Source organism: Elstera cyanobacteriorum (assembly GCF_002251735.1).
Classification (GTDB): Bacteria; Pseudomonadota; Alphaproteobacteria; order Elsterales; family Elsteraceae; genus Elstera; species Elstera cyanobacteriorum.
The window spans coordinates 12,324-30,321 of sequence record NZ_NOXS01000028.1 but is presented as its reverse complement, the minus strand read 5'-3'; the positions used below and the strand labels follow the sequence as shown (position 1 = coordinate 30,321).

At 63.9% G+C, this 17,998-nt stretch carries 17 protein-coding genes; 5 read left to right on the top strand and 12 right to left on the bottom strand.

All coding sequences use genetic code 11. From position 1 onward, the window contains the following. Positions 1-42 precede the first annotated feature (42 nt). Positions 43-1,251: a GNAT family N-acetyltransferase gene (locus CHR90_RS04780; protein WP_094407907.1), complete on the bottom strand. Its 1,209-nt coding sequence runs from the start codon at positions 1,249-1,251 to the stop codon at positions 43-45. Positions 1,252-1,371: 120 nt separating this feature from the next. Between CHR90_RS04780 and CHR90_RS04775 the strand changes: the two genes are divergently transcribed. From CHR90_RS04775 to CHR90_RS04765, 3 genes are all read left to right on the top strand, one after another. Further along, complete coding sequence (locus tag CHR90_RS04775) at positions 1,372-2,694, top strand: esterase-like activity of phytase family protein (protein WP_170941292.1); 1,323 nt, start codon at positions 1,372-1,374, stop codon at positions 2,692-2,694. Between the two features lie 136 nt (positions 2,695-2,830). Further along, positions 2,831-3,970 (top strand): succinylglutamate desuccinylase/aspartoacylase family protein, encoded by a 1,140-nt coding sequence (locus CHR90_RS04770; protein ID WP_170941291.1) that lies wholly within the window; start codon positions 2,831-2,833, stop codon positions 3,968-3,970. Beyond that, positions 3,963-4,445 carry a GNAT family N-acetyltransferase gene (locus tag CHR90_RS04765; RefSeq protein WP_094407848.1) on the top strand — a complete coding sequence of 161 codons (483 nt, stop codon included), beginning with the start codon at positions 3,963-3,965 and terminating at the stop codon, positions 4,443-4,445. The genes CHR90_RS04770 and CHR90_RS04765 overlap by 8 nt, the downstream gene beginning before the upstream one ends. Here CHR90_RS04765 and CHR90_RS04760 read toward each other — a convergent pair. From CHR90_RS04760 to CHR90_RS04730, 7 genes are read right to left on the bottom strand one after another with little or no spacing between them, the layout of a single operon-like run. After that, entirely contained in the window at positions 4,432-5,124 is a 693-nt protein-coding gene (locus CHR90_RS04760) for an ATP12 family chaperone protein (RefSeq protein WP_094407847.1), read from the bottom strand. The genes CHR90_RS04765 and CHR90_RS04760 overlap by 14 nt on opposite strands. Before the next feature lie 6 nt (positions 5,125-5,130). Beyond that, positions 5,131-7,560, bottom strand: coding sequence for an AsmA family protein (locus tag CHR90_RS04755; RefSeq protein ID WP_094407846.1), 2,430 nt, complete (start codon positions 7,558-7,560; stop codon positions 5,131-5,133). 16 nt (positions 7,561-7,576) lie between these two features. Beyond that, positions 7,577-8,248, bottom strand: a complete 672-nt coding sequence (locus CHR90_RS04750; protein ID WP_094407845.1) for an HAD-IA family hydrolase — start codon at positions 8,246-8,248, stop codon at positions 7,577-7,579. 1 nt (position 8,249) lies between these two features. After that, positions 8,250-9,200: an RluA family pseudouridine synthase gene (locus tag CHR90_RS04745; RefSeq protein WP_094407844.1), complete on the bottom strand. Its 951-nt coding sequence runs from the start codon at positions 9,198-9,200 to the stop codon at positions 8,250-8,252. Positions 9,201-9,210: 10 nt separating this feature from the next. After that, the gene (gene crcB, locus CHR90_RS04740; RefSeq protein WP_094407843.1) at positions 9,211-9,588 is read right to left on the bottom strand and encodes a fluoride efflux transporter CrcB; all 378 of its coding nucleotides are present in this window, start codon (positions 9,586-9,588) and stop codon (positions 9,211-9,213) included. After that, positions 9,581-10,897, bottom strand: a complete 1,317-nt coding sequence (locus CHR90_RS04735; RefSeq protein ID WP_094407842.1) for a replication-associated recombination protein A — start codon at positions 10,895-10,897, stop codon at positions 9,581-9,583. Before CHR90_RS04735 ends, crcB begins: the two co-directional genes overlap by 8 nt. Next, entirely contained in the window at positions 10,894-12,360 is a 1,467-nt protein-coding gene (locus CHR90_RS04730) for a DegQ family serine endoprotease (protein WP_094407841.1), read from the bottom strand. The genes CHR90_RS04735 and CHR90_RS04730 overlap by 4 nt, the downstream gene beginning before the upstream one ends. A 51-nt stretch (positions 12,361-12,411) precedes the next feature. Between CHR90_RS04730 and CHR90_RS04725 the strand changes: the two genes are divergently transcribed. Continuing rightward, positions 12,412-12,888: a nuclear transport factor 2 family protein gene (locus CHR90_RS04725; RefSeq protein WP_094407840.1), complete on the top strand. Its 477-nt coding sequence runs from the start codon at positions 12,412-12,414 to the stop codon at positions 12,886-12,888. 29 nt (positions 12,889-12,917) lie between these two features. On the opposite strand, the gene CHR90_RS04720 is transcribed toward CHR90_RS04725, so the two are convergent. Both CHR90_RS04720 and CHR90_RS04715 read right to left on the bottom strand, forming a co-directional pair. Beyond that, positions 12,918-14,618, bottom strand: coding sequence for a methyl-accepting chemotaxis protein (locus CHR90_RS04720; RefSeq protein WP_094407839.1), 1,701 nt, complete (start codon positions 14,616-14,618; stop codon positions 12,918-12,920). A gap of 281 nt (positions 14,619-14,899) precedes the next feature. Beyond that, complete coding sequence (locus CHR90_RS04715) at positions 14,900-15,307, bottom strand: nuclear transport factor 2 family protein (protein ID WP_170941290.1); 408 nt, start codon at positions 15,305-15,307, stop codon at positions 14,900-14,902. 108 nt (positions 15,308-15,415) lie between these two features. Here CHR90_RS04715 and CHR90_RS04710 point away from each other — a divergent pair, with 108 nt between their 5' ends. Further along, the gene (locus CHR90_RS04710; RefSeq protein WP_094407837.1) at positions 15,416-16,297 is read left to right on the top strand and encodes a LysR family transcriptional regulator; all 882 of its coding nucleotides are present in this window, start codon (positions 15,416-15,418) and stop codon (positions 16,295-16,297) included. A gap of 56 nt (positions 16,298-16,353) precedes the next feature. Here the strand turns inward: CHR90_RS04710 and rplQ are convergent, their stop codons facing one another. After that, positions 16,354-16,767, bottom strand: a complete 414-nt coding sequence (rplQ, locus tag CHR90_RS04705) for a 50S ribosomal protein L17 (protein ID WP_094407836.1) — start codon at positions 16,765-16,767, stop codon at positions 16,354-16,356. 86 nt (positions 16,768-16,853) lie between these two features. Continuing rightward, positions 16,854-17,870, bottom strand: a complete 1,017-nt coding sequence (locus CHR90_RS04700; protein WP_094407835.1) for a DNA-directed RNA polymerase subunit alpha — start codon at positions 17,868-17,870, stop codon at positions 16,854-16,856. Between the last annotated feature and the right edge of the window lie 128 nt (positions 17,871-17,998).

Genomic DNA, 17,998 nt, shown 5'->3' with positions numbered 1-17,998 from the left:
CCTTACGCAATGCACAATCCAAATCAGGGGGCGACTATGGCACTAGCCGCCGGATGAATCCAGCCCGTCGTTCCCGCGTTTGAACGGCGATAAGGGCAGGAGTTCCGCCATCTGCTCGGCCACCGCCGGACGTTCCTTATCCAAAAACCCAGCGACGGCGCGGCGAAAGCTGGGATTCCCGATCCAATGGGCCGACCGCGTGCGCACCGGCACATAGCCGCGCTGCAATTTATGCTCCCCCTGCGCCCCGGCTTCGACCTTCGGCAGCCCTTCGGCAATCGCGTAATCAAGGGCGCGGTAGTAGCAAAGTTCGAAGTGCAGAAAGGGCACATCGACCACGGCGCCCCAGTTGCGGCCATAGAGCGTATCGGCGCCACGCAGGTTCAGCGCCCCTGCCACCGGCGTACCGCCCGCCTCCTCCGCCACCATCAGAACCACCTTCTCCGCCAACGTCTCGGCGATCTGGTCGAAAAACGGCCGGGTGAGATAGGCCGACCCCCAGCGCTTATCGACCGTAGCGAGGTAGAAATCGTAGAAGGCATCCCAATGGCGCGGTTCGATCTGCCCGCCAACCAACGTGCGCAGGGTCAGGCCGCTGGCTGCCACCGCCTCCCGCTCTTTGCGCAGGGCCTTGCGTTTGCGGCTGGCGAGATCGTTCAGGAAATCGTCGAAATGCCCATAGCCGCGATTATGCCAGTGGAACTGATAGCCATGACGCACCAGAAACCCCGCAGCTACCAAAGCATCGATATCCGCATCCTCGGCAAACGTGACATGGACTGACGATAGGCCCAGCCGATCCGCTACCTCAGCCAAACCTTCCGCTAAGCGCTGCCGCGTCTCCCCTGGCGCGTCGGGTGCCACAAGCAGGCGCGGCCCTGGTACGGGGGTAAAGGGCACCGCCGCCTGAAGTTTGGGATAATAGCTGCCGCCCGCCCGCTGGAACGCATCGGCCCAGGCGTGATCGAAGACATATTCGCCCCAGGAATGGCCTTTCAAATATAGCGGCACACAGCCGACGATGCGGCCCGCCGTATCTTCCGCAACGAGATGCCGGGGCACCCAGCCGGTGCGGGAGGAGACCGACCCGCTGGCTTCCATCGCGTGCAAAAAGGCATGGCTGACGAAAGGATTGGCGGCACCCGCGCAGGCATCCCAAGCCAAAGCGGGAATATCGGCAATCGCCTCCACCAGCTTCAGGCGGGCGACGGTCGGCTGCGGCTTGGGAGCGGGCGGCGTCGGAAACAGCATGCCCCTATCGTGGTGCGTCCAAGGCCGCACGGCAAGGGGGGTATGCCCGTCAGACTGTCATATTCCCCAGCTAGAACAAGACGCTTTTTGGCTAAAACCGTTTCCCGCAGGAGGAATATCATGCGTCTTCTGTCGCTCGCCGCGCTGCTCGGTGGTCTCTCGCTCGCCGCGCTCGCCCAAGCCCAGGCCCCGCAGACTGCCCCGAAGGTGGACATCACCGTCTTCACCTCGACCGATCCGGCCCTGAAGGACGCGCCCTATACCCTGCGCACGTCGACCAAGGAAATGTCGCTGACCATCGGTATTGGCTCTGGTGCGTTCCGCCGCCAGGGTGACGCACCGTTCCGCTTCTTCACCCTGTCGGATCGCGGCCCGAACATCGCCTGCGGCGATCTCGACGGCTATGGCGCCAATAAGGACGAGCTGTGCAAGGAAGCACCGAAGAATGGCCGCGTTTATCCGCGCCCCGGCTATAGCCCGTCCTTCTATCAGGTCGAACTCGACCCGGCGACCAAGACCTTCAAGCTGGTCGGCGTCACCCCCGCCAAAACCAAAAGCGGCAAGCCAACCTCTGGCCTGCTCAACCCGCTGACCGTCGCCTCCACCGAAATTCCGCTCGACGGCACCGGCAAGAAGCTGGAGCAAGACCCGAACGGCGTCGATATGGAAGGCCTCGCCGTGCTGAAGGATGGCACGATGTGGGTCGGCGATGAAAACGGCCCCAGCCTGATGCAGTTCGATGCCGAAGGCCGCCTGCAACGCCGCCTGGTGCCGACCGGAACCGAGAAAGATTATGCCGCCGCCGATTACGAAACCATCGGCGCGCTGCCCGCGATCTTGACCAAGCGCAGCCTAAACCGGGGGATTGAGTCGCTCAGCATCTCGCCGGACGAAACCCACCTCTATTTCCTGCTGCAAAACCCGCTGGCGAACCCGGACGCCAAGACCTATCAGGCCGCTACCAATGCGCGCCTGTATAAGATGGAACGGGTGAGCGGCAAGATCGTTGGTGAATGGGTCTATCCGATGGACCCGGTGGCGACCTATCCGGGCGAAAAAAGCCCGAATAATAGCACGGTGCGCATTTCCGAAATCATGGCCCTCTCGGGCGACCGGCTGGTCGTGCTGGAACGCACCGAAAAGACCACCCGGCTTTACGAAGTGGCGCTAACGGCGGACGGTAATATTCTGGGGTCGGCCTGGGATGATGTCGCCACTACCCCGTCGCTGGAAGCAACGCCCTCCGACGCTCCCGCCGTGAAGGCGCTGAAGAAGACCATCCGCTTCGATACCGCAGCCTACCCGGAAGCGCCGGTGAAGCTCGAAGGCATGGCGTTGGCGGGCGACGGGCGCCTGATGCTGATCAACGACGATGATTTCGGCATCGACGGCGCGACGACGAAGATTCTGCTGATCGACGGCACGGGTATCCGCATGAACTAAGGGAATAAGCCCTTAATTCAGCAGAAACTTTTGTTTCAGGGGCGCTTCGGGCCAAGGCTTGGAGCGCCCTTTTACCGTTGCTATGCTCCCCCCGCCTGGGTTTCGCCCCCGGGCTAACCAAGGGATGCTTGACCAAATGCCGACCCCCTCCCCGATCCGCCGGGAAACAATCGCCCTCCCCGAAGCCTCGCTAGGCACCCAGCGGACCTGGACCGCCCTGCACTACGGTACGCCGGGCCAGGGACCAAAAGCCTATATTCATACCGGCTTGCACGCCGATGAACTGCCGGGCCTGCTGCTCTGCGATCATCTCGGGCGGCTGCTGGATGCGGCGGCGGCGCGCGGCGAGATTCTGGGCGAGATTATTCTGGTGCCCTTCACCAATCCCATCGGCCTCGGGCAATGGGTCAATGGCACGCACCTCGGGCGCTTCGAAATGGGCGGCGCCGGCAATTTCAATCGCGGCTATCCGGTGCTGGGGCCGGAGGTGGCACAGCGCATCGGCCATCAGCTAACCGACAATGCCGCCGCCAATGTGACGCTGATCCGCGCGACGATGAAGACCATTCTGGCCGACCTTCAGCCGGTCAAGGAAATGGACCACTTGCGCCTGACGATCATGAAGCACGCCATCGACGCCGATATCGCGCTTGATCTGCATTGCGACACGCGGGCGCTGATGCACCTCTATCTCGGCACACCGCTTTGGCCGGACGCCAAAGACCTCGCAGCCGACCTTGGATCGCACGCCACGCTGCTGGCCGAAGACTCGGGCGGTTCGTCGCTGGATGAAGCTTTGGGTGGCCCCTGGTGGCATCTGGCGAAAGCCTTCCCCGATAAGCCGATTCCGCCCGCCTGCCTGGCCACCACGGTCGAATTGCGCGGCGAAAGCGATGTGACCGACGCGCTTGCGGCCCAGGATGCAGCGGCGCTGTTCCGCTTCCTGCAACGGCGCGGCGTGCTGGCGGGTGATCCTGGCCCATTGCCCGCACTGATCAATGACGCCAGCGACCTGACCGCGTCCGACCTGCTGGTGGCGCCGGTGCCGGGGGTGCTGGTCTATAAGGTCGGCCTGGGGGATCGGGTGAAGAAAGGCGATCTCGTCGCCGAAATCGTCAACCCGCTGACCCATGGGCGCACGCCCATCACCGCGACCACCGATGGGTTCATTCTGGTGATGCGCCATACTCACAATGTCCGCCCCGGTTTCCAGGTGGCGAAAGTCGTCGGGACCGAACCGCTCGCCCATCGGCAAGGATATCTGCTGAGTGATTGAGCTAACGGTCACCATCCCTGACCATCACCCCGCCCTTACGGCCTGGACGCTGCCGCCGGAGCAGTTGGAGTTTACCAGCCTGCCCAGCCAGCTTTTGCCAAAACTGGCGCGGCAGACCGAGCGCTTCCCCGTGACGGTTCTGGACGAGGGGCGCCCCATCGGCTTCTTCCTTCTGGCGGCGGGGGAGCATCGGGATAAATATCTACCGGAGCCGGACCCGGCGGCGCTGGCGCTCACCTCGCTCAGCATCGATCCCGCCTGCCAAGGGCGCGGCATTGGGCTTGCGGCCATGCAGGGAGTACCAGGGTTCGTACAACGGCACTTCCCCGATACCCGGCGCATCGTGCTGGCAGTGAACCAGCGCAATCACACCGCCCTGCGGCTCTATGCCCGCGCCGGGTTCGTCATCAGCCATACCCGCGAGGGGCCGGTTGGCCCGCAATGGGTGATGGAACTGCCCCTCACCCCCGCGTAAGGACCAAGAAGCGGGCGATATCCTGAAACTCGCGCAGTAGGTCGGCCCGACGATCGGCGGCCTCGTAATCTTCGCCCCACTGTTCGATCTGATAGGTTTCGTCGAGCTGGCTGACGGCAAAAGCCTCCTCCGCGCTCAAGCGGCCCTCCAGAAACGCGAGGCCGATCACCAAAGACCCCGCCGCCGGGGCGGCCAGGGCGAGCGCTGTCAGGTCGGCATCGGAGAGGGTTGCGAGTTTTTCGGCCAGCGGCGCCAGCGCCTCCGGCGCTTGTGCCACCGGCATCAAGCCCGCCGTTACCGCCAGGGTAACGCCGTAGCGCGCGGTGAGCCAATCGAGCAGCGGGTTCCAGAGGGTGTTCTGCCGGTCGGCCAAGGCGGTTTCTTCGGCCCGGTAGCAGAGAAGATCGCTGCCCGCATAGCCCAGCAGCTCCGCCGCCACCTCTGCCCGGCGCGGCGCCACCCGGTCGATTTGGGTGAGGACCAAACGGGTCATCGGCATGCCCAGTGGGCGCACCTCCCCCGTTTGCTCCGCCCATTCCGCCGCGACCGCCGCCGCCAAGCTTTCGGTCGGCACGCTTAAAACGGCACCGCCGGGGGTGCGGACCGGCTTACCGTCGAGGGCGACGCCAAACCCGCTGTCGTGGGCTGATACCGTTGCTTCCTTATAGAACCGCTTCATGCCGTCTCACTGTTTCGAGCCGCCGAGCAGGCCCTTGAACAGGCCTTTGATCGCCCCGGCGGGGTCATTCTGCGCCGGTTGGGTCGGCTGGCTGGGGATTTGGCCCGGCTGCGCCGGCACCTGGGTATTGGTCGGCGTGCTGGCGACGCGCTGGCCGCAGGGCACCGCCGCTGTCGGCACCGGCCCGCCCTGGCTGCCCTGGCCGAGCAACGCCCCGACGATTCCGAGCGCGCCCTGCGTCTTCTGCCCGCCAACGCCAAGCTGCTGGGCGATGCCCACCGCCGTGCGCGCCGTCGCCGCCGCATCGGGTGTGACCGAGGGCTTGCCGAAACTGCCACGTACATGGAAGGGCACTGCCGCCGCTGCGGCCGGATTGCCTTCGGCTAAGTGCGGTTCGAAGCGCAGGTCGAGGGTTTCGCTGGCCAGCGACAGGCCGCCGCTGCCGCGCACGGTCAGGCCGGGCGTATCCAGGGCCAATTGCTGCACGCTGCCCTGCCCGCGCACGAACTGCGTGCGCACCACCGAACAACTGATCTGCGTCACATCGGCGGGCTTCAGCGATAGGAAGGTTAGCCATTTGCTCGACAGCGCCTCCGCCGCCGACCCGACCAACTGCCCCGGCCCCGTCGCAAGCCCGACCGACCCGTCGAGGCTGGCGGCGAGCGCGCGCAGGTTCTTGCCTTCGGCCGAAAATTTGAACGACAGATCAGCCTTGGTCTTCAGCACCGGCTCCTCCCCCAACAGGGCCGAAAGCTGCGCGGTATCCACCGCCGCCGCCTCGCCGGTCATCCACAGCTTGCCGCTCGGTTCGATGACCACATCGGCGGCCAGCTTCCCGTCTGCTGCGGTTAGCCGCAGCGGGCGCAGGGTGAATTGCCGGTTCCGCAGGGCGACGGCGAGCGAAACATCCTTCACTTCGCCGCGCCCGGTCTTCAGCCGCGCCACCGCCAGCTTAACGTCCCCTTCGACCGGCGCCTGGGCAATCTCCGTGAGATCGACGGGCATATCCGGGATTACCCGGTCGTCACCCGATTTCGCCGGGGCGGCACTGCCGCCCGAACTGCCCGAAGCTGCGGCCACACGGGGCTTACCAATGAACGCCGAGAGATCGATTTCCGGGCTGGCGAGATCGGCGGTCACGCGCAGCACGCGGCTGCCAAGATCGGCCCCCAACCGCCCGGTGACGCGGGTTGCGCCCCAATCCAGCACCAGATCGGCCAATTGCGGCGCAGTCGTCGTGCCCGTCAACTTACCAGTAAGCGAAGCCCCCGCTTCGGGCATGATATAAACAAAATTAGTAGGGAACTTACCGACTAAAGATCGCAAATCCGGCGCGCGCGCCGTCAGTGTCAGCCCGAAGCTGGGACCGCTGAGGCCGACCGTACCGGTCGCCGTCACCTCCGTCTTGCCCGTGGTCAGCACGGCGCGGGTTAGGGTCAGCTTATCGCCCGCCAGCGCGCCTTGCGCGGTCAGGGAGAATTTCGGCAGCTTCTCTGGCCAGTCGGCGGCATTGATGCCGAAGCCCGGCGCGGCTTTCTTCAGCACGGTCAGCGATTCGCCGCTGACCGTCAGCGTCCCGTCCGCCTGGCCCTGCTGCTTGCCGAGGCCGAGCGTGCCGCTGGCATCGAGATCGAGGCCCGCCACCTGCCCCTTCAGTTTCACCGGATAGGCGCCCTCGGCGCTCATCAGGCTGGTGAGCGCGCCGATTTCCCCGGTCAGATCGAGCGGCGCATCGTTCAGCACCGCTTTCACCGCCACCGGCACGGGTTTGCCAGCATCGGGCAGGGCGAAGCTGAGGCGGGTCAGATCGAGCCGCTGCTGGGTCTTGCCGCTACGGTAGACGATGCGGCTGTCGGTGATCAGCACTTCCTTGAGGATCGGCAGCGCGCCGCCGCTTTTTCCGCCGCCGCCCGCCGCCGGGGCAGGCGTGCCTTGCGGGGCCGAGGGGGAGGGTTCGGGCATAAACACCCAATTGCCCTGCCCCTTGGCATCGGTTTCCAGCAGAATATCGGCCTTGGCGAGGTTGAGACGTTCAACCTCCAGCCGCCCGTTCAGGATCAGCGGCAGCAGCGCCACTTGCACGTCGAGCTTGCCGATGCTGGCCATCTGCGGGCGCGATCCGCCGGGCATGTTGGCAATCGTCACGCCTTCGACCACCAGGGCGGGGGAGAGGGAGCGCGACAGACTGATCGGCCCGGCCAGCGTCACCGCCCGGCCGGTCGCCGCCTGCAACTCCGCCGCAATCCGGTCGCGGTGGGCATTGGGATCGACCAGAAACAGCAAGGCCCCAGCGCCAACCACCACCAGCCCAACGCCGCCGCCCGCGATCAGCAGGCCGGTGCGCAGCAAGTTGCGGGGGGGCTTCGCGGAAATGGGTTTTTCAGGGCGCGGTTCCTTAGGGGCCGGGCCGCTCAGAATCGGGCGTTCGTCCATCATGGGCCTCTCCTGTCGGTCAGGTCAGATAGGGAGCGAGATCGTCCCAGGTCTTTAAAATCGTCCGTGCGCCTTCTGCCGTCAAAGCCTGCGGTGCGTGATAGCCCCAATCGACCCCCACGGCCACAGCGCCCGCCGCGCGCGCCATTTGCATATCATAGACCGTATCACCGATCATCAAGACCCGTGACGGAATGGTCCCGGCTTCAACGGCGGCTTGCCGAACCATCGTCGGATCGGGCTTGCCCGGCGCGGTATCGACCGTTTGCTGCGTGACGAAATGCCGGTGCAGCCCGTGAGTTTCAACGAATACCCGCATGCCCCGGTTGCTCTTGCCGGTGGCAACGCCCATCAGCCGGTCTTCGGCCAGCAACCGGTCGAGCAAGGCACGCGTGCCGGGATAGAGCGGATCGGGCGCCGGGGCCGGGGTCGCCGTTCGGCGGGCGAGATACGTATCCTTATAGGCTTCGGCGACGGCATAGGGATCGACCCCCGCGCCTTCCGGCATCGCGGCCAGCAGTTGCGCCACGCCATCGACCAGCGCCAGCCCGACCGTATGGCGAATGGCCGCTGCCGAGGGGATTGGCAGGTCGTAGCGGATGAAGGCCGCTTCCATGCAGGCGATGATCGTGCGCTGGCTATCGACCAGCGTGCCATCGACGTCAAACAAAATGAGATCGAAGGCCGCCATGCTAAGCCCCCTTGGGAACGCTGAAACCGAAATAGGCGAAGGTTTTTTTCATATGGGGCGGCACCGGGGCCGTCACCTCCAGAAACCCGCCGCGCGGGTGCGGAATTTTCAGTCGCCGGGCGTGCAGGTGCAGACTGCGCGAAAATTCGACGCCGTGGATGATCGCATCGGCCTGGCCATATTTCACATCGCCCAAAATCGGGCAACCAATCGCGGCACAATGGACGCGCAACTGATGGGTACGCCCGGTGATCGGGCGCAGGCGCACCAGCGCAGCGCGCGGCGGGGCCGTGTCGATCACCTCATAATCGGTCACGGCGCGCTGGCCTTCCTCGTCATCGACCGCCACCCGTTCGCCCTGCGGGCCGCCCTTTTTAGCGAGGCGCAGAGTGATCGAGCCTTCTTCCGGCGCAGGCACGCGGGCGGTGACGGCCCAATAGATCTTCTCCGTCTCGCGCGCCTTGAAGGCCGCCGCCAGCTTCGTCGCCGCCAGCGCCGTGCGGGCAAGAACGAGAATGCCGGAAGTGTCGCGGTCCAAGCGATGCACCAGACGCGGGCGTTCGTCGAGGTCGAACTTCAGCGCATCCAGCATGCCGTCGAGGTGCTTGCTCGTCCCGGTCCCGCCTTGCACAGCAAGGCCGCTCGGCTTGTTCAGCACCAGCACATCGGCATCGCGGTGGATGACCATCTGGTGCAGGTCTTTGATCTCGTGTGGATCAAGGGTGCGCGGCGGCGGCGGGCTGTCGAGATCGCCCAAGGGCGGAACGCGGATGATCTGGCCGGGTTCCAGCCGCTCCGCCCCATCCACCCGCTTGCCGTCGAGGCGAATTTGCCCCGTGCGCATCAGCTTCGAGAGGCGCCCGAACGGCAGTTGCGGGAAATGGCGCTTAAACCAGCGGTCGAGCCGAATATCCGCCTCATCCGGGCTGACGGTGCGTTGCTCGACGGCCATGATCTTTCTCCTAACTCCAGAGCCGAATAAACGCGGCCCCCAACCGGACCCCGGCATACCCCAAGGCGACCGATCCCGCCAGATACAAGAGCGCAGCCCCACTATCCCCCTTATCGAGAAGGCCGGAGGCATCGAGACCGAAGGCGGAAAAAGTGGTGAAGCCCCCCAGGATACCGGTGGTGAAAAACAACCGCGTTTCGGCGGAAACCGGCAGCGGCCCCGTGAACAAAGCCGTCAGCAACCCCATCAAAAAACAGCCGATGAGGTTGACCGACAGGGTGCCCCAAGGAAACCCCGTCCCCAGCCAGCGCCCGACGCCCAGCACCATCAGATAGCGCGCCATCGACCCCAAGGCTCCGCCGAGGCCGACCAGAAGAACACTACTCATCGGACGTCTCCTGCCGTTTGGCGCGCAGCCGGTCCCAATAGTCCAACCGTTTGCGAATATCGCGTTCGAACCCACGTTCGGGCGGATCGTAGAAGCGGGTGCGCGGCAGGTTTTCCGGGAAATAATTCTGGCCGGAAAACCCATCCGGTGCGTCATGGTCATAGGCATAGCCCGACCCATAGCCGATATCCTTCATCAGCCGCGTCGGAGCGTTGAGGATATGTTTAGGCGGCATCATCGACCCCGTGTCGCGCGCCGCTTTCGCCGCCGCCTTAAAGGCGCGGTAGACGGCGTTGGATTTCGGCGCAGTCGCCAGATAGACCACGGCCTGCGCCAGCGCCAGTTCCCCCTCCGGCGACCCGAGGCGGTCATAGGTTTCCCAGGCGGCAATTGCCTGGGTCAGCGCCGCCGGATCGGCCATGCCGATATCTTCCGCCGCAAAGCGCGTTAAGCGGCGGGCGACGAAATGCGGATCTTCGCCGCCCAGCAGCATGCGCTGAAACCAATAGAGCGCCGCATCAACGTCCGACCCGCGCAGGGATTTATGCAGGGCGGAGATAAGATTGTAATGCTCCTCCCGGTCCTTATCGTAGAGCGGCGCGCGCTTCTGAACCGAGGCGAGCAGCCCCGCCGCATCGAGCACCGGCCCGTCTTTGGCGGCAAAGAGCGCTTCGGCGAGGTTGAGCAGATAGCGCCCGTCGCCATCGGCCAGGGTTAGCAGCAGCGCCCGTGCCTCCGCCGTCAATGGGAGGGGCCGTTCCATCAGCGCTTCCGCCCGGTCGAGCAGTAGCGCCAGCCCGGCTTCCTCCAGCCGCTTGAGCACAAAGACCTGCGCGCGCGACAGCACCGCGGCATTGAGGGAGAAGGAGGGGTTTTCCGTCGTCGCGCCGACCAGGATCACCGTGCCATCCTCCACCACCGGCAGAAAACCATCCTGCTGGGCGCGGTTGAAGCGGTGGATTTCGTCGATGAATAGCAGCGTGCCTTTGCCCTGCGCCCGGCGTTTCGCCGCCGCCTCGAAGGTCTTGCGCAACTCGGCAACGCCCGATAGCACCGCCGACAGTGGCTCGAACGTCAGCCCCGCCTCCGCCGCCAGCAGCCGCGCCAGCGTGGTCTTGCCGCAGCCGGGCGGCCCCCAGAGGATCATCGAACCTAAGCGCTTTGCCGCCAGCATCCGCCCGATGGGACCGGACGGCCCCAACAGATGATCCTGCCCCACAACCTCCGCCAGCCGCGCCGGGCGCAGCCGGTCGGCCAGGGGTTGCGTGTCGGCGCCGGGCAGCAGGGCGGGCGGGAACAGGTCGGTCATCGCTGGCTGAACGTGTCCGTCAGAACCTCGTCGCCTCGCTTAATGCTGATGCGCCAAGATTGACCGCGCCCGAGGGCCGCCACGGCATCGGTCACGCTGGCGATGGGCGTATTATTGACCTGCTGCAACACGTCGCCCTGTTGAAAGCCGACGCGCGCCGCCGGGCTGCGGGCGGCAATATCCAGCAGGATCACCCCGCGCGACGGGCCGGGAATGCCCAATTCCTCCACGAGCGCTGGGGAGAGGTTGGCCACCGTCGCCCCGGCCAGCGGTTGCTGGCCCTTTAGCACGGTTGCCTCGCGCTTCGGGGTTTCGGGCGGTGCAATCAGCTTTGCCGCCGTGGTGATCGGCTGGCCGCGCCGCATGACGGTGAAGGTCGCCGTCTCGCCAATCGGCAGGGTGGCAATGCGGAAGCGCAGCGCCTCCGGGTCCGGCACTTCATTCCCATTGATCGCGGTAATCACGTCGCCCGACCGAATGCCCGCCTGCGCCGCCGGGCTATCCGGGTGAACCTCGGCGATCAACACCCCCGCCGGGCGCGGCAGGCCAAGGCTGGCGGCGACCTCCGGCGTGACCGGCTGGCCCGACCCGCCGAACCAGGCGCGGACGATCTTACCATTGCGCGCCGCATCGTCCGACAGGACCGTGCGCACCATATTCGCCGGAATGGCAAAGCCAATGCCGATGGACCCGCCGGAGCGGGAGTAGATGGCGGTATTGATCCCCGCGAGCCGCCCGTCCATCGTCACCAGCGCGCCGCCGGAATTGCCGGGGTTAATCGCCGCATCGGTCTGGATGAAGAAATTATAGTCGGTGATCCCGGCATTGGTCCGCGCCAGCGCCGAGACGATCCCCTGGGTCACCGTCTGCCCGACGCCGAAGGGATTACCAATCGCCAGCACCAGATCGCCAACCTGCAACTGATCGCTATCGGCGAGCGGCAGCGTCGGCAGTTGTTCGCGACCGGCGTCGATCTTCAAGACCGCAAGATCAACCCGCTCGTCCGACCGCAGCACTTTGGCGTCGAACTCCCGCCGGTCGGACAGTACGACGCTGATTTCGTCGGCATCCTTGATCACGTGGAAATTCGTGACGATCAACCCATCCGGGCGCAGGATAACCCCCGACCCCAGCGAATTCTGCACCCGTTCCCGCGTTTGCCCCTGGGGCAGCCGGTCGCCGAAGAACTGACGGAAAAAGGGATCGTTCAGTAGCGGCGACAGGGCGGCCTGTTCGCGCACGCGCTTCTTCGTATAGATATTGACCACGGCGGGCGTCGTCTGCCGTACCACCGGGGCGAAAGACAGGCTGATCTGCTCGCGGCTTTGGGGCGTGATCCTCTGGCTTTGCGCCGCAGCGGGGAGCGATCCCGCCAGCAATACCGCGCCTAAAGCGAGTATCGTTAGCGTTTTAGCGTATCCAAGCGCCGAACGCGCACCGACGGGACCGTTTTTTCCACCCATTCGTTCCTCACTATGCCAAGCTCTCGACCAAATATCCCGAAGGGGGACGCCATGTCCGAGCAATACGCCGCTTTGATCACCGAATTCTACCGGAGTTTCCAGACCCGCCAAGCGCAAGCGATGGCGGACTGCTATCACCCGGACGCGATCTTCTCCGATCCGGCCTTCCCCCGGCTGCAGGGGGCGGAGATTGGGCGGATGTGGGGCATGCTGCTGTCCCGCGCTACCGATTTGGACATTGAATTCGGCGACATCAAGGCGGACGGTATGACCGGCACCGCCCGCTGGCAGGCGCGCTACACGTTTTCCGCCACAAAACGCCCGGTGGTAAACCGCATCGCGGCAGAGTTTCAGTTCAAGGACGGTAAGATCTTCCGGCACACGGACCGGTTCGATTTCTGGAACTGGGCCTCCCAGGCGCTCGGCCCGACCGGGTTGATCCTGGGGTGGACGCCGATGCTGAAAAACAAAGTTCAGCGCCAAGCCGCCGAGGGCCTGCGCCGCTATAACCAAAAACTCAGCGCCTGAAAAACGGGGGCCGCAGCCCCCGCCGTTCTTTAGGCTGCTGTCTTGCTACTGTGCTGTAGCTGAGTGATGAAGGCGCCGACAGCCCCCTGCAATCCGGTTGCGCGGTCCTTCAGGTCGATCGCGACCGAATGCAGCGCCTCCGCGGCCCCTTGGATCGAAGCCGTGGTTTGGCCAAAGCTGCCCACATGCTGCGTCACCTGATGGGTGCCGCTGGCGGCTTGTTGGACATTGCGGGCGATTTCGTCGGTTGCCGCGCCCTGTTCTTCAACGGCGGCGGCGACACTGGTGGCGATTTCGCTGATCTGTTCAATGGTGCCGGAAATCCCGCCGATGGTCGCCACCACATGATTGGTTTCGGCCTGGATGCCCGCGATCTGCGACTGAATTTCGTCCGTCGCCTTCGCCGTTTGCGCCGCCAGGGATTTCACCTCCGACGCGACAACGGCAAAGCCCTTACCCGCCTCGCCCGCGCGCGCCGCTTCAATGGTTGCATTCAGCGCCAACAAGTTGGTTTGCCCAGCGATATCGTTGATCAGGCGCACAACTTCCCCGATCCGGTCTGCCGAACGCGCCAATTCCTGCACCGTGGCATTGGTCGAAACCGCTTCCGACACCCCCCGCCCCGCCGTATCCGCCGCCCGGGCCATCTGGCGCGAGATATCGCGGATCGACCCCGAGAGTTCTTCTGCCGCCGCCGCGACCGTGCCCACATTCGTTGACGCTGTTTCCGCCGTATTCAGGATTGTCCGGCTGTTGTGCTCCGCAGCGGTGACCGAGCTGCGCAGATCATCGACCCGCTTCAGCAGAAATTCCGCGGCTTGCCCGATGCTCTTCGACAGGCCTTCCATCTCGCCGGAGAATTGGGCCGTTGCGGCTTCAAGCTGTTTCTGACGCTGCTGGGTTTGCTCCGCCTCACGCGCGGCCTCCGCCATCGCGGCTTGGCGATCTACCGTCGCCCGGCGGAAACTATCCACCGCCCGCGCCAAGGAGCCGATTTCATCGACGCGCTCGGTATAGGCAACCGTCGACTGCACATCCCCCGCTTCAACCGCTTCGATCCGGTCGCGCAGCACCGCGAGGCGCTTCACTTCCCGCCCCAGCGCAAACCAGAGGGAGAGGCCTGACAGGACTAGCATACCAAGTGCAATCGCCCCCTGCTGCCAAACGATGACATCCATCGCTTCCATGAAATTTTTGGCCAACATACCAAGGCCAATGGCTCCGATAACCTTGCCGCTCGCATCCTTAATCGGCTCATAGGCAACATAGTAGAGCGTGCCTTGCGAGTTAGATGTGCCGCGGTAGGACTTCCCTTCGATGAGAACTTGGGTCTTGATCGGCCCGTCCACCAGTTTCGTACCGGTTTGGCGCTTGCCGTCCGGGAAGCGCAGGCTGGTGGACACGCGGGTATCGCCGACCAGGATCGACATTACTGCCCCCGTCGCCGCCGTCACCCGGTCGGTCGCTGCGGTATCCTCCGCCGTCACCGTATAGTCACCGATCATCATCTTGCCATCGACCAACCGGTAATCCTTACCGTATTGCGACAAGACATCTCGGAACACCCGGAAGGCCGAATCGACCGATGCCGTCGCCAGCCGGTCGAACTCGCCGATAGCGCGGTACATGCCATAGCCACTGGTTAAGGCGATCCCTAGCGTGCAAACCGCAACCGCGATAAAGAAAATCCGCCCAGACAAACCTAATTTAAACGAAATCTTACGCGCCATGCTGTCATTCCCCCAGTATCCCGCCAGCCCCGCCGCGCTGGAACCATGAGGATATTGAAATGACAAAGACGGCTAATTTTTCCTTAACAAAAAACAATGTAATGCCACTTACAAAATCACCGTCAGGCGTTTTTTATCTCATAACCGTTTTGTGATTGCATCCTTTCGCTCCGATATGATCAAAATCATTCTATATTCAATTTTAATTACATCATGCTGAATTTTAAGGAAAGTGCTGCACCAACCTGCGGCAACAGGGCACCTTCCCTGCGTTCCTCTTATTAGGGGATTGGCAACAGCGCAGCTTCCAAAGCGGCTGTATCCTCATAGAAATGATAAAAACGGATCATGCCGTTGTCGATCTGCGCCACGAGGGCCCAGTCGCTCAAGAACGGACGACCTGTCTTACGGGCGCTGTGACAAAACTTCCCAAAGAAGGTGACGTAGCCCGCACCGCCGAAGCGCCCGATAACCTCAAAGTCTCCGGGGATCAATAGTTCGGCAAAAGTCCGAAAGAAATGCTCGGCACCTGCCCGCCCCTCATGGGTGCCATAAAGCGGAACACGCGCATCCCCCGTGGGGCGGGCGCCGATAAAGCGGGCCTGGGGGTGCACGAGCGCAAGTGCTTGAGCCATCTCGCCCGCGAAAATATGCCCCAGAAACTGCTGAACCAAATCCACATCAGACATTCTTATCTCCTTCGGCAGGGTGAGCCCCCGCGATCCGCAAGAGATAAAACAGCCAGTTAACATCGATAAGACTGGAAGAGCGCCGACCTTAGGTGCAAAAATCCACCGATGGCGTCCTTCGACTGGAATGATATTCGCTTTTTTCTGGCCGTTGCCCGCGATGCGAGCTTATCAGCGGCAGCGCGCCGCCTGCGCGTAGATCATACCACCGTCGCCCGACGTATCGCGGCCCTCGAAGCCCATCTCGGCCTGCACCTCTTTCACCGTTTGCCTCGCGGTTGGAAACTAACGCCGCAAGGCCAGGCGTTGCTGCCCAAGGCCGAACGGTTGGAAGCGGAAGCTTTAAGCGTAGGGCGTGCGGCCCTTGAGGTTGGGCCACTCACCGGCCCCATCCGCCTAACCGCACCGCCCATCCTGGCAAACCGCGTGCTCTTACCCGCCCTCCATGCCTTTCAGCAGAAGAATCCTGGTATTACGCTGGAGTTTGATACCAGCGCCTTTCATCTGAACTTGAGCCAAGGTGCCGCCGACCTAGCGGTGCGCGTCGGTTGGCCTCAGGAAACCGGGCTGATCGCGCGTAAGCTCTGCGACATCGCCTATGGGGTCTATGCGCGCACCGAACTGGCGGAGGCTGACCTGCCGCTCCTCGGCCTCGGCGACGGCTGGCAGGGAAGCAGCCAACAGACATGGCTCGATACCCAACGCGCGGGGAGGCTGGTGCCCTTGGCGGCGGGTGACGTCAGCACGCTCTTAGCGGCCGCACGCCTCGGGTGGGGCGCCGCGCTTCTGCCCTGCTTTGCTGCTGCGGATGCCCCAGACCTGAGCCTTGTCGCCGGCCACCAGCCACCCGACCGACCGCTTTGCCTGATCCTGCACGCCGATGTGCGCCGGGCACCCCGTATCCGCGCCCTGGCCGACCATCTGATCGCAACGCTTACGGCAGCAGCACCGATGCTGGGACAGCGCCCGCCGGTCCGCGAAAGCCCATAAAAAAAACGGCTCCCGAACCCGGGAGCCGTTCTTCCTCAATCAGACAGAAACGGGCGTTAGGCCGCCACGTCTTCCGCTTCGATCTGGCCCGAATCCAGGCCCTTCGCGGCCGGATCGCGGTCAACCAATTCGATCACCGCCATCGGGGCAGCATCGCCGTAGCGGAAACCCGCCTTCAGCACGCGGGTGTAACCGCCAGCGCGCGCCTTATAGCGTTCCGCAACCGTATCGAACAGCTTGCGGGTTACGGTTTCGTCCTGCAGCACGGCCAGCGCCTGACGGCGCGCATGCAGATCGCCACGCTTGCCGAGGGTGATCAGCTTTTCAACGATCGGACGCAGATCCTTCGCCTTCGGCAGGGTGGTGGTGATCTGCTCGTGCTTAATCAAAGCCACGGCCATATTGGCGAACATGGCCTTGCGGTGGCTGCTGGTGCGGTTCAGTTTCCGACCGCTCATACCGTGACGCATCTTCTTCTACCTCTTCAGCGGACCTACCGGCGGGGGGCTGCTCACCAGCGCCGCGCGACAGGGGTTTCCGTTAACCCATGAACCGATCAATAAGGCTCTTCGAGCCGTTTTGCCAGTTCTTCGATGTTTTCCGGCGGCCAGCCGGGGATCTCAAGACCGAGGTGCAGGCCCATCTGAGCCAGCACTTCCTTGATTTCATTGAGCGACTTACGACCAAAGTTCGGCGTGCGCAGCATTTCGGCTTCGGTCTTCTGCACCAGGTCGCCAATGTAAACGATGTTATCGTTCTTCAGGCAGTTGGCTGAGCGAACCGAAAGTTCCAGCTCGTCCACCTTGCGCAGCAGGTTCTTGTTGAACGGCAGATCGTTGGCGCGATCTTCTTCGGCCGGGGCCTGCGGTTCTTCGAAGTTGATGAACAGCGCAAGCTGGTCCTGAAGAATGCGGGCAGCGAGCGCAACCGCATCTTCCGGCGAGACCGCGCCGTTGGTTTCGATGCGCATCGACAGCTTGTCGTAGTCGGTCTGCTGACCAACGCGGGTGTTTTCCACCTTATAGCTGACTTTGCGGACCGGCGAGAACAAGGCATCGACCGGGATCAGACCGATCGGCGCATCTTCCGGACGGTTCAGCGAGGCCGGGACATAGCCCTTGCCACGGCTGACCGACATTTCCATCGACAGCTTCGCGCCCGCATCAAGGTGACAGATCACCAGATCGGGGTTCATCACTTCGATGTCCGCGCCGGTTTCGATCATGCCAGCCGTGACGGCACAGGGGCCGGTGGCGCGCAGACGCACGCGCTTCGTATCTTCGGAGTGCATCCGCAGCGCCAGCGCTTTGATGTTCAGGACAACGTCCGTCACATCTTCGCGCACACCCGGCACCGAGGAGAACTCATGCAGCACGCCGTCGATATGGATCGACGTCACCGCCGCACCCTGCAGCGAGGACAGCAGGATACGACGCAGTGCGTTCCCCAGCGTCAAGCCCAGGCCGCGCTCCAGCGGGTCGGCAACCACCGTCGCAACGCGCGCCGGATCGTCGCCAGCCTCGACGCTCAGCTTGTTCGGCTTAATCAAGCCCTGCCAATTCTTCTGGATCACGGGACGTTTTCCTTATCAGCACCACGCCAAACTCTACCGGTCGAAACCGGCAACCCACGCCTGAGAACGGCAACCGGCCCGCCGCCGAGAGGTTACCCCCCAGGCAACGAGCCGCTTGACCGACTTCA